Raw genomic sequence first — 10,994 nt, forward strand, 5'->3', positions numbered from 1 at the left:
GATCGGGAACTCGATTCGTCTCGGTCGCGTCGATACGTTGTTAAATACGGTATCGCGGTCGAGTCGCTTCCGTTCGGTTGGTGAGATCGGTCGTCGCGGGTCACTCTCCGAGCGTCCGATCGAAGAATCGCCTCCCGGCGTCGATTTTCTCCTCGGGGGGCGTGTCGAGTTCGTTCTCGTAGACGACCCACTCGACGGCGGCGACGCTCGCGGCTTCGAGCACGCGTTTCATGTCCACTACCCCGTCACCGTGTGGAACGTGCTCGAACTCCCCGAGACCGGAGCCCGGAGCCAGGTCGCGGAGATGGAGCAGCTCCACCCGGTCGCTGAGCAACGACAGCGCCTCGGTCGGCGCAACGCCCCCGGCACGGAGCTCGGCGACCTCGAGCTCAAACCAGACGGACCGGGGATCCGTCTCCGCGAGCAGCCGGAGGGGGGTGCCGCGAGGGACTGTGCCCGCGTTTCGAGTCCGGAGTCGCCGCCCCGCCGTCTGGAGGTAGTCGGCCGCTCCGTCAGGTACCGGCGTCGCGTCGATAAGCGCCTCGACACCGCCCGGTAGCAACGGACGCGTCCACCGGCGGTCGTTGTGGAGCCCCAGTTCCAGCCCTCGGTCGTCGAGCGCCGCCGCCGCGTCGTTCAGTCGGTCCGCGAGCGCGCGAACGGACTCACGGGTGTGAAAGTGCGCCGAGTCGGGGTGGGCGACGACGAGTCGGTCACAGCCGACGATCGCACACCGCTCCAACAGGTCACTCTCACCGGTGAGAGCGTCCTCGATAGTCGAGAGGTCAGCGTGGACCGCGACCGGAACGAGCCCGGTTTCGTCGAGTGCGGCAGCGATAGCGTCGGGCGGCTCCTCCTGAAACCGCTGGGCGAACTCGACGCCGTCGTATCCGCCTGCCGCGACGCGACGAACGAGATCAGGGAGGGAATCCGAATCCGACCGAACGCTGTACAGCTGAAAAGCGGTGCTAGCCGATGCGGTCATACGCGTCGATCACGAGGCGGTCTCGATTAGTATTCGGTGCCTACCACCCGGCAGCGAAAGTCGCTGCCACGCGCTTGAACCCCGTATTCAGTAGCTGACCCTTATCCGTGTCTGAGAACTTCAGCGGAACCGGTTTCGGCGGTGTTGGCTCCCGGAATCGAACTCCCCGCTCGCACGTGCCGGCCAACGTCGACATCGAACCGGGGCCTTCCCCGTCGCCTTACGCGTTCACGTACGGCTCCCACCCCTCCCACCGAAGGAGCGTCTCGGCGCGGTCCGCGTCCGCTAGGAGGACGTTCTTCCGGTCCGGGAGCGTCTCGTCGGCGAGCTCCTGGGGAATCGCGAGCGTGCCGCTCGGTACGTCGTCGTCGCCGCCGACCGGGATGTGGCCGCCGTCGACCTTCATGACGAGCGGGGCGTCGAGCCGCTCGACGCCCTCGCCGTCCGCGTACAGCTGCTCGTTGACGCGTTCGTGGTCCGCCCGCCGGATGACGGCGCGCTCGCCGTCGCGGGGTTCCACGTACAGTTCCCCAAGGTAGTAGCCGCTCGAGAATCGCTCGAACATTCTATGCGTGTCAGACTCTACCACGACAGTACATAAGCCTTTCTCGGACGTGACCGATCCTGCTACTCAGACGAAGGAACCGTTTCGGTCGTCCGCTCCTACTCCTCTCCGGACCGCCGCGCGACCTCGTGACGGCCGAACCCGTACCGGAGCCGGTTCGCGAGCCGCCGCGAGAAGCGCCCTTCGTTTCGCGAGTCGAACCGCTCCGCGAGCGCCTGATAGATGATCGGCACGGGGACCTCCTGTTCGAGCGCCTCCCGAACCGTCCAGGTGCCCGTCGAGCCGCCCGCGACGTGGTCGGCCACGTCGCCCAGGTCCGACCCCTCCTCGCGGAACGCCTCCTCGCAGAGCTCCAGCAGCCACGACCGGATCACGGCGCCGTTGTTCCACGTCCGCGCGACGGTCTCCATGTCGAGGTCGTACCGGCCCTCGGTGAGCAGCTCGAACCCCTCGCCGTACGCCTGCATCAGCGCGTACTCGACGCCGTTGTGGACCATCTTCACGTAGTGGCCGGCGCCCGACTCGCCCATGCGGTCGTGGCCGTCGGGCCCGGTCGCGACCGCGTCGAACACCGGGACCATCGCCTCGTAGGCCCACGCCGGGCCGCCGACCATCAGCGAGAAGCCCGCCTCCGCGCTCGCGGGCCCGCCGGAGGTGCCGCAGTCGAGGTACGCCGCGTCCGTCTCCTCGGCGCGCCGGACTGACTCCCGGAACTGCGAGTTGCCGCCGTCGACGACGACGTCGTCGCCGTCGAGGTGCGGTTCCAGGTCCGCGAGCGTGGCGTCGACGGCGTCGCCCGCGGGCACCATCAGCCAGATGCGCTTGCCGCCGCCGTCTCCCCCGCCGTCGTCCAACCGGTCACACAGGTCCGCGACCGAGTCGGCCGGCTCCGCCCCGTTCTCCGCCGCCGTCGCGGTCGCCTCCGCCGAGAGGTCGAACGCGACCACGTCGTGGCCCGCCGAAAGCGACCGGTCCGCGACGATCTGCCCCATCCGACCGAGCCCGATGACGCCGAGTTCCATGCGCGAGGGGTGGCGACCGGTCGCCGTAGTGGTTCCGGTTCGAGTCCTCGCTCCTACTCGTTCGCCTCCGCCTCGGCCTCGCGCTCGCCGAGGTGCGCGCGGAGCGCGTCCACGTCCTTGTTGCCGGCGCCGGTGTTCAGCAGAACGACGGTGTCGTCCGGCCCGAACTCGCCGGACTCCGCGAGCGCGAACGCGCCCGAGACGGCGGCGGCGCAGGTGGCGCCGACCTCCAGCCCCTCCGCCCGCGCGACCTCGATCGCGGCGTCGAGGATCTCGCGGTCCGTCGTCGCCACCGCCCCGCCGTCGGACTCGCGGATCGCCTCCAGGATGAGGCCGCTCGCGCCGGGATCCGGGATCGCGATCCCGTTACAGGCCGTGTCGACCTCGTCGTCGTCGAGGGGCTCGTGTCTCTCCGCCCCCGACTCGTAGGCTCGGACGACCGGGGCACAGCCCGCGGCCTGCGCGGCGTACATCGGGACGAGTTCGTCGGTCCACCCGAGGTCGCGCGCCTCGCGGGCGGCCTTGTGCATCCCGACGAGGCCGACGCCGCCGCCGGTCGGGTAGACGACCCCGTCGGGGACCTCCCAGTCGAGCTGCGCCAGCAGCTCCAACGCCATCGTCTTCTTCCCCTCGTGGCGGTACGGCGTGACGAACGTCTTCGTCGAGTACCACTCGGGGTGCTCCTCGATCGCCTCGGCGTACGCCTTTCCGGCGTCGCCGATCTGCGAGTTCCCGTCGACGGGGTCGGTGACGGTCAGGTCCGCGCCGTGGACCTCCGTCATCGCCTTCTGCGTGAACCCCGCCCGCGAGGGGAGAAACACGTGCGCGTCCAGGTCCGCGCGCGCCGCGTACGCCGCGGCCGCCTGCCCCGCGTTGCCGGCGCTGTTCAGCGCGACCTCGCTCGCGCCGTGTTCGCGCGCGGCCGTCATCGCGGCCGCCTGCCCCCGGTCCTTGAACGTGCCAGTCGGGTTCGCGCCCTCGTCTTTCAGGAGGACGCGGCCGACCCCCATCGCGTCCGCCAGCGCCGGGCACTCCACGAGCGGCGTCGCGCCCTCCCCGAGCGACACCGCCGTCTCGGCCGGGAACGGGAGCAGCTCGGCGTACCGCCACATCGACCCGTCGGGACGGGCGTCGAGCGTCGCCGGGGTCAGGTCGACCCGGTCGTAGTCGTAGTCGGGGTCGAGGATCCCGCCGCAGTCGGGACAGCGGTGCGTCGCCGCCGCCGCGTCGAACGTCTCCTCGCAGTCGACGCAGGTCAGGCCGATGAACGCGTCCGTCGTCTCCATGAACGCGCGCTCGCGCGCCGGGGACTTCGGTCCTGCGGTCGCGGCGGGGTATTTAGGTTCGAAACGTATGAAGGGGTACACCGAGGGGGACCGCCGCCGTACCCGGACGTGAGATGCGCGCACCAGCGACCGTCGGGACGGGCGATCCGCCGGGCGAACCGAGGTGGAAGCGATGAGCCGGACCGACCTGCGACTCGACCTCCCGACCGGGTCGTGGCTCGGTGACGTCTCCCGAAGCGTCCCCCCGGCGACGCTCCGGGTCGCGGAGACGATCGCGGTCGGCGTCGATTCGAGCGCGACCGGTGGCAACACCCGGCAGACGGCCGACGACGACCCGGAGGCGATCGCGACCGTCCTCGTCGCCGGCACCGAGAGGGACCGCGCCGAGGACGCCCTTCGCGATCACGACGCGGTCGAGCGCGCGACGACGGTCGAGCGCCGCGGCGAGGTTCGCACGCTCCGGGTCGCCGGGCGCGCCCCCGTATACCTCCCGGCGGCGCGGGCGGTCGGCTTACCGATCGAGTCGACGGTGGAAGTCGTCGACGGGCGCGCCACCGTGACGGTCGTCGGCGACCGCGACCGGATCGAGGCGTTCGGGCGGCGGCTCACGGGCGACGGCGTGACGGTCGGTGTCGCCGCGACCGACGCCGGCGACCCGGATCGGACGCTCACGGAGGCGCAGCGCGAACTCGTCTTCGAGGCGGTCCGGGCGGGGTACTACGACACGCCGCGACGGTGTACCCTCACCGAACTGGCCGAGGCCAACGAGATCGCGAAATCGACCTGTAGCGAGACGCTCCACCGCGCCGAGGGGCGGGTGATGCGCCGGTTCGTCGACGGCGAGGGGGCGTTCGCCTCGGGGGCGGACGTCGGAGACGCGGTGACGGCCGAGACCGCGCCCCCCGAGGAGCCACCCCTCGACGAAGGGGAGTTCGACATCGACGACGCCGACGAGCTCGACGCGAGCGACCGCGAGGAACCCGTTCGGTCCGCGGCGACCGAGCCCTGACGCGGTCGACCGCCTTCGGACGCCGACCGTCCTACTCTCCGTCGAGCGCCTGCCACGAGAGCCGCGGGTCCCGCGCGGCGCCGACCTGGTCGATCCGGGCGGCGGCGGTCCGGGTCGGCGCGGAGTCGAGCGCCGCGTCGGTGTCGGCGTACGCGAGGTTGAACGCCTCGGCGAGGTCGTCGAGCGACGACCGCCCCTCGATTTCTGTCGGCTCCGTCAGCATCGCCTCCGGGACCATCTCGGGCCACTTCGTTGTCGGCGGGTGGACGCCGAAGTCCAGCATCCGCTTGGCGACGTCGGCCGCGTCGCGGTCGCCCGCAGTCGCCGCGAACTCGTGGTGGAAGGGGCCGAAGGGCACCTCTAAGTCGATCCGCTCGGCGAGGTAGTTGGCGTTGAGAACGGCCTTCGCGGCGGCGTCCGACAGCCCCTCGTCCCCGAGGCGGGCGATGTACGCGTACGCCTTGATCAACACGAGCCAGTTGCCGGCGAAGCCGTGGACCTTGCCGATGGTGTGACTCGGTTCGAAGCGCTCGTAACCACCGCCGTCGTCCGCCTCTCGGACTCGCGGCGTCGGGAGGAACGGCGCCAACTCGTCGACGACGCCGACCGGCCCGGCGCCGGGACCCCCGCCGCCGTGTGGCGTCGCGAACGTCTTGTGGACGTTGTAATGCATCACGTCGAACCCCATGTCGCCGGGGCGGCCGCGGCCGAGCAGCGCGTTGAGGTTCGCGCCGTCGTAGTAGAGCAGGCCGCCGGCGTCGTGGACGATCTCGGCGATCTCGGTGATGTCGCGCTCGAAGAGTCCGACCGTGTTCGGGTTCGTGAGCATCAAGGCGGCGGTGTCGTCGCTCACGGCCGCCTCCAGCGCCTCGAGGTCGACTCGGCCGTCCTCGCCGGAGGGGAGTTCGACCACGTCGTAGCCGGCGGTCGCGGCGGTCGCGAAGTTCGTCCCGTGCGCCGACGCCGGGATCACGACCTCCGAGCGGTCGTTGCCGTGATGCTCGTGGTACGCCTTCGCCACGAGGATTCCGGTCAACTCCCCGGCGGCGCCCGCGGGCGGCTGGAGCGTGACGGCGTCCATGCCGCCGATGTCGGCCAGCACCTCTTGGAGCCGGTACTGGAGCGCTAAGGTTCCCTGGGCCGAGCGCGCGGAGCGGTCGGGGTGGACCGCCGCGTTCGGGTCGGCCGCCACGTCCTCGGTGAACTTGGGGTTGTACTTCATCGTACAGCTCCCCAGCGGGTACGGGCCTGCGTCGATCGCCCAGTTCATCTGCGAGAGCCGGGTGTAGTGGCGCGCCGTCTCCGGCTCCGAGGGGTTCGGGAGCGTCAGCGCCTCCCGGGTCAGGTCGTCGGGTAGCGGAGAGTCCTCACGCACGTCGACCGTCTCCTGGCCCTTCTCCGAGAGCAGCGGCTCCCGGACGTCCTCCGCCTCGCGCTCGTAGTTCGCCTGGTCGTGGATCATCTACAGCACCTCCTCGAAGGCGGCGACGAGGCCGTCCGCCCGCCCGGCGTTCAGGTCGGTGACGCAGACCTGAAGCAGGTGGTCGCCGATCGCGTGGACCGCGAACCCCTCGGCCTCTAACTCCTCGGCGACGGCCGCCGCCGGCTGGTCGACGCGCACCGCGAACTCCCGGAAGTGGTGGCGGTCGTGGACGGGGGCCGCGGCGCCGGAGCAGTCGTCGATCCGCGTCGCGAGCGCCTCGGCCTCGCGGACGCAGTCGTTCGCGAGGTCGACGAGCCCGTCCGGACCGAGCGTCGCCGCGTGGATCGCCGCCCGGAGCGCGACCCACGCCTGATTCGTACAGATGTTCGAGGTGGCTCGCTCCTTGCGGATGTGCTGTTCGCGGGTCTGGAGCGTCAGCGTGTACGCGCGGTCGCCGTTCGCGTCCTCGCTCGCGCCCACGAGCCTGCCGGGCACCTGCCGCAGGAACTCGTCGCTACAGGCGAAGATCCCCAGTCCCATCCCGTAGCTGGTCGGCAGGCCGAGCGCGCCGGCCTCGCCGACGACGACGTCGGCCCCGACCGCTTCCGGCGACTGTAACACCGACAGCGCGACGACGTCGGAGCCGAGCGCGAACAGCGCGTCCGTCTCGCCGGCGAGGTCACCGATTGCCGCGAGCCGCTCCTCGATACAGCCGCGGACGGTCGGGCTCTCGGCGTACAGCATGACGACGTCGTCGCCGGCGCGGTCGGCCAGGGCGTCGACGTCGGCGGTCCCGTCGGCCATCGGATACGTCTCGACGGTCAGGTCGACGCCCGCGCAGTAGTTCTCCAACACCGCCCGTTTCCCCTCGCGGAGCTGTTCGGGGACGAGGACGACGTCGCCGGACGTGGCACGGACGCGGTCCGCGAGCGTCGCGGCCTCGCCGAGCGCGGTCGCGGCGTCGTACATCGAGCAGTTCGCGACGTCGAGACCGGTCAGCTCGACCAGCATCGACTGGTACTCGAACAGCGCCTGGAGGAACCCCTGTGACGCTTCCGGCTGGTACTGGGTGTAGCTCGTGAGGAACTCGGCGCGGTCCGAGAGGTGATCGACGACGCTCGGGACGTAGTGGCCGTAGTGTCCCCGTCCGAGGAACTCCGTGAGGTCGTCGTTGCGGTTCAACATTCGGGCGCACTCGTCGCGGATCTCGCGTTCCGTCCGCGGCTCGATGCCGAACTCGCCGTCGAAGGCGACCGACTCGGGGATGTCGAACAGCGCCTCCTCGTCGTCGACGCCGATCTCCGCCAGCATCGCCGCGGTTTCCGCGTCGGTGTGGGGCGCGTACGGCGTGCCGTTCGCCCGGCTCATCGGTTCGTTCCGTCTCGTCCGCGACGGTTTGTTCGTCCGGTCGCGGGTCGTGGATTTTCGGATCGTCGGTTCACGGGCGGCGCGGAGTCGAACGCTGGCGTGGGATCGGAAGGTGGCGTGGTCATTGTCGTGTGTCCGGTTGGTGTTTCGTCCGAGTCTGGCGCCCCGTTCCCGGCGTCGATCGGGACACTCAGGCGATCTGGTCGTCGTACGCGTCGGCGTCGAGCAGCCCCTCGGCGTCGCCGCCCTCGACGGGCTCGACCTCGAGCATCCAGCCGTCTCCGTAGGGGTCCTCGTTGACGAGCTCCGGGCGGTCGAACAGTTCCTCGTTGACGGCGACGACCTCGCCCGAGACGGGCGCGTACAGGTCGGAGACGGCCTTGATCGACTCGACGACGCCGAACGCCTCGCCGGCGGCGACCTCGTCGCCGACCTCCGGGAGCTCGACGAACACCACGTCGCCCAGTTCGTCCTGCGCGAAGTCGGAGACGCCGATCCGGACGGTGTCGCCGCCGGTCGTCGCCCACTCGTGCGATTCCAAGTACCGTCTGTCGTCGGGAACGTCGAAGCTCATTGGTCAGGGTCGCCGCGGTCCGCTCGGGCGTCGGCCCGCGGACGCGCCGCGCCGCCGGAAACGGCGGCGGATCCGGCTCGTCTACCGGTCGTGGACGACGTCCGCGATCGAAAGGCGATCCGCGACACGTGTGAGTCACCCTTCTGACGACGAGGAAATAAAAGGTGTGTTCGCGGCGGTCTCGACGACGGACCCCCGCCCGAACCCGGTCGGTGGCGCCTCGTCTGTTCCCGGGCCGTCTCCTCGGTCCACCGGTCGTATCCGCTCAGGTCCACCGGTCGAGACCGGCCTGAACCTGCGACTCCGCGATGCGCTCGAACCCGCGTTCGACCTCGTCGGCGGCCACGCCCCACTCGTCGACGACGTACTCCCGGGCGGCCTCCACGTCCGGGTTCACGTCGGTGTCGACCGCGACGTCCTCGGCCGGGGGGTTCATGAACAGCTCGCGGATCGCCTCGGCGTCGGGTATCTCGGCGTCGCGCGCCTCCAGAACGCCCCACAGATCGCCGTGTTCCGTCACCGCCGTCACCGCCGTCTTCGGTCCGATTCCACGGATCCCGTCGTTGAAGTCGGTGCCACAGAGCATCGCGACGTCGACGAGCCCCTGTCGGTCCAACCCGAGGTCCGCCAGCGTCGCCGCGAGGTCCATCAGCTCCGGGTCGCCCTTGCTCGTCAGCTGGCGGAGCGTCGTCGGCGCGCCGAACAGCAGGGTGTCGTAGTCCTCGCTGCCGGCGTGGTCGACGGTCCCGCTCGCGGCCATGTGCGCGCACTGCGCTTCCCCCTCGGCGGGCGCCTCGACTATCGGCACGTCGAGCCGTTCGAGCAGCTCGCGGGTCGTCTCGTGGATCGCGTCGGTGAGCCGCTGGGTCCGGGCCTCCAGCCGGGCGGCCTCGACGGCGTCGCCGCGCTCCTCGGCGGCGGCCCGACGCTCCTCGGCCGCCTCGCGCTTCTCGCGGCGCTCCGCAACCTCGTCCGCCTTCAGGTCGGTGACGGCGCCGTCGAACACCATCACGGGGATCAGGTCGTGTTCGAAGAACTTCGGGAGCCCCTGGACGACCCCGATCAGGTTCGCGACCTCGACGCCGTCGGCCGTCGTGTACTTCTCGTCGCTCGTCCACTTGACGGTCGTCGTGAGGTACCGGTACAGCCAGTTGTGCGCGTCGACGGCGACGACGCTCCCCTCGAGTTCCGCGAAGGGCACGTCGCGGATCGACGCGAGGTCGCGCAGGTCGGCGTTTCCCATTACCGGTCTCTGGGGCGCGCCGCTCTTAAACGCTGACGGCTCCCGGACCGAGGAATCGCCGGCTCGGTGTCTCGCGGCGATTCCTCGGTCCGTCCCGCGTCGCGATTCGCCTGCCGACTTCTGGGCCGTTTATATGCGTCACGCGCGTACGGGTCCGCGTCTGAATGGTCTCCCCGTTCGAGGTGTTGGAGGTCGACGAGGACGCCGACGACGAGGCGGTCGAACGGGCCTACCGCGAGCGCGTCAAGCGAGCCCACCCGGATCAGGGGGGTTCGATCGAGGAGTTTCAGCTCGTCCGCCGCGCCTACCGGGAGCTGTCCGAGCGCGACCGGAACGGCGACGAGAGCGGCGAGGAGAACGGGGCCGGGCCCGCCGACATCGACCTCAGCGACGACGGCGACGCCGCGGGGCCGAAGCCGACCCGCGTCGAGTTCCTCGACTACGAGGCCGTCGTCGACTACGGCTGGTCGCTCGACGACGACGAGCTGTTCCGGAAGGCCGGTCAGGCCGACCTCGACCCCGACGCGCACGGTCGCCTGCTGGTCCAGCCCGACGAGAGCCTGCTGGAGGCGGCCGAGCGGAGCGGCTTCGCGTGGCCCTTCTCGTGTCGCGGCGGCGCCTGCGCGAACTGCGCGGTGTACCTCGCCGCGGGCGAGCTCTCGCAGCCGACCGACCACATCATGCCCGACGACCTCGCCGAGCGGGGGTTCCGCCTCTCCTGCAACGGCTACCCGCTGACCGACGAGCTGTCCGTCGTGTTCAACGTGAAACAGCGCCCGGAGCTCGACGACCTCATCCTCCCGCCCGGTCCGTTCACGCGTCGCTGAGGGGGAGTCGATCGGTCGACGCAACAACGTCCGGCGCCGGAGCGCGGCCGGCGTCCGTCACCCGAGCAGGTACCGCAGCGCCGGGGCGTTTCGGACCAGCTCCGTCTCCTCTAACGCCCGGTCGATCCCGACGATCCGCCCGGCGCCCCACGCGCCGAGGCCGAACAGGATCAGCATGTACACGAGCGAGCTGTCGACGAAGTAGCCGTGCGCGACCGGGAACCCGGCCAGCAGTCCGCCCTGCCACGCGGCGGTCCAGAACATCGACATCATGATCGCCCCCATCAGCGCGGCGAACCGGAAGAGGACGCCGAACAGCAGCGCCAGCCCGATCAGGATCTGTCCGAACACCACCATCGGGTCGATGATTGCGGCGTAGTCCGCAAAGAAGAGGAACAGCCCCTGTAACGGGTTGGCCTCGGCGATGGCGTTCCGGAGGAACCCGACCGAGCTCCACGCGAGCGGGTCTGCGAGGCCCCCCTCGAACAGCTTCTCCAGGCCGGCCTGAAGGAACACCCACGCCATCACGACCCGGAGTCCAAGCATCGAGTACGCCAGCCAGGTCTCGGAGTAGTTGAACTCCACGTCGCGGCCGAGCAGCTCCGCGCGAAGCGTCCGTTCGGAGGGTTGCGTTGCCATGTCTGTGACACCAGCTTGAGAGAGGTCAACACACCGGTAATAATCTACCGCCG

10 protein-coding genes and 1 pseudogene are annotated in these 10,994 nt (G+C 70.4%); 2 read left to right on the forward strand and 9 right to left on the reverse strand.

From position 1 onward, the window contains the following. Window positions 1-100: 100 nt before the first annotated feature. The 4 genes and pseudogenes from BM286_RS04565 to BM286_RS04580 all read right to left on the reverse strand — a co-directional run bounded on the left by BM286_RS04565 (window position 101) and on the right by BM286_RS04580 (window position 3,858). Window positions 101-985 carry a sugar phosphate isomerase/epimerase family protein gene (locus BM286_RS04565; RefSeq protein WP_092920385.1) on the reverse strand — a complete coding sequence of 295 codons (885 nt, stop codon included), beginning with the start codon at window positions 983-985 and terminating at the stop codon, window positions 101-103. Window positions 986-1,205: 220 nt separating this feature from the next. Further along, entirely contained in the window at window positions 1,206-1,550 is a 345-nt protein-coding gene (locus tag BM286_RS04570) for a DUF5802 family protein (RefSeq protein WP_092920386.1), read from the reverse strand. 98 nt (window positions 1,551-1,648) lie between these two features. Beyond that, window positions 1,649-2,590, reverse strand: a pseudogene (locus BM286_RS04575) (NADP-dependent phosphogluconate dehydrogenase); the annotation flags it as partial. 35 nt (window positions 2,591-2,625) lie between these two features. Continuing rightward, entirely contained in the window at window positions 2,626-3,858 is a 1,233-nt protein-coding gene (locus tag BM286_RS04580) for a threonine synthase (RefSeq protein ID WP_092920388.1), read from the reverse strand. Between the two features lie 172 nt (window positions 3,859-4,030). On the opposite strand from BM286_RS04580, the gene BM286_RS04585 reads away from it, so the two are divergent. Further along, a complete protein-coding gene (locus BM286_RS04585) occupies window positions 4,031-4,867 on the forward strand; it encodes a helix-turn-helix domain-containing protein (protein ID WP_092920389.1) in 837 nt (278 codons plus the stop codon). A 31-nt stretch (window positions 4,868-4,898) separates the two neighbouring features. Here BM286_RS04585 and gcvPB read toward each other — a convergent pair whose 3' ends face one another. The 4 genes from gcvPB to fen all read right to left on the reverse strand — a co-directional run bounded on the left by gcvPB (window position 4,899) and on the right by fen (window position 9,475). Next, the gene (gene gcvPB / locus BM286_RS04590; protein WP_092920390.1) at window positions 4,899-6,329 is read right to left on the reverse strand and encodes an aminomethyl-transferring glycine dehydrogenase subunit GcvPB; all 1,431 of its coding nucleotides are present in this window, start codon (window positions 6,327-6,329) and stop codon (window positions 4,899-4,901) included. Beyond that, window positions 6,330-7,658, reverse strand: a complete 1,329-nt coding sequence (gene gcvPA, locus BM286_RS04595; RefSeq protein WP_092920391.1) for an aminomethyl-transferring glycine dehydrogenase subunit GcvPA — start codon at window positions 7,656-7,658, stop codon at window positions 6,330-6,332. 190 nt (window positions 7,659-7,848) lie between these two features. Further along, the gene (gcvH, locus tag BM286_RS04600) at window positions 7,849-8,232 is read right to left on the reverse strand and encodes a glycine cleavage system protein GcvH (protein ID WP_092920392.1); all 384 of its coding nucleotides are present in this window, start codon (window positions 8,230-8,232) and stop codon (window positions 7,849-7,851) included. Window positions 8,233-8,497: 265 nt separating this feature from the next. After that, the gene (fen, locus tag BM286_RS04605; protein WP_092920393.1) at window positions 8,498-9,475 is read right to left on the reverse strand and encodes a flap endonuclease-1; all 978 of its coding nucleotides are present in this window, start codon (window positions 9,473-9,475) and stop codon (window positions 8,498-8,500) included. Window positions 9,476-9,639: 164 nt separating this feature from the next. Here fen and fer point away from each other — a divergent pair, with 164 nt between their 5' ends. Further along, window positions 9,640-10,302: a ferredoxin Fer gene (gene fer, locus BM286_RS04610; RefSeq protein ID WP_092920394.1), complete on the forward strand. Its 663-nt coding sequence runs from the start codon at window positions 9,640-9,642 to the stop codon at window positions 10,300-10,302. 57 nt (window positions 10,303-10,359) lie between these two features. Here fer and BM286_RS04615 read toward each other — a convergent pair whose 3' ends face one another. Beyond that, the gene (locus BM286_RS04615) at window positions 10,360-10,941 is read right to left on the reverse strand and encodes a DoxX family protein (RefSeq protein WP_092920395.1); all 582 of its coding nucleotides are present in this window, start codon (window positions 10,939-10,941) and stop codon (window positions 10,360-10,362) included. Window positions 10,942-10,994 lie beyond the last annotated feature (53 nt).

This window comes from Halorubrum sodomense (genome assembly GCF_900111935.1).
Lineage (GTDB): Archaea > Halobacteriota > Halobacteria > Halobacteriales > Haloferacaceae > Halorubrum > Halorubrum sodomense.

Excerpts from the sequence above, each read along its gene's own strand:
- BM286_RS04565 (WP_092920385.1), bottom strand. The coding sequence starts at position 985 with ATGACCGCATCGGCTAGCACCGCTTTTCAGCTGTACAGCGTTCGGTCG.
- BM286_RS04570 (WP_092920386.1), bottom strand. The coding sequence starts at position 1,550 with ATGTTCGAGCGATTCTCGAGCGGCTACTACCTTGGGGAACTGTACGTG.
- BM286_RS04580 (WP_092920388.1), bottom strand. The coding sequence starts at position 3,858 with ATGGAGACGACGGACGCGTTCATCGGCCTGACCTGCGTCGACTGCGAG.
- BM286_RS04585 (WP_092920389.1), top strand. The coding sequence starts at position 4,031 with ATGAGCCGGACCGACCTGCGACTCGACCTCCCGACCGGGTCGTGGCTC.
- gcvPB (WP_092920390.1), bottom strand. The coding sequence starts at position 6,329 with ATGATCCACGACCAGGCGAACTACGAGCGCGAGGCGGAGGACGTCCGG.
- gcvPA (WP_092920391.1), bottom strand. The coding sequence starts at position 7,658 with ATGAGCCGGGCGAACGGCACGCCGTACGCGCCCCACACCGACGCGGAA.
- gcvH (WP_092920392.1), bottom strand. The coding sequence starts at position 8,232 with ATGAGCTTCGACGTTCCCGACGACAGACGGTACTTGGAATCGCACGAG.
- fen (WP_092920393.1), bottom strand. The coding sequence starts at position 9,475 with ATGGGAAACGCCGACCTGCGCGACCTCGCGTCGATCCGCGACGTGCCC.
- fer (WP_092920394.1), top strand. The coding sequence starts at position 9,640 with ATGGTCTCCCCGTTCGAGGTGTTGGAGGTCGACGAGGACGCCGACGAC.
- BM286_RS04615 (WP_092920395.1), bottom strand. The coding sequence starts at position 10,941 with ATGGCAACGCAACCCTCCGAACGGACGCTTCGCGCGGAGCTGCTCGGC.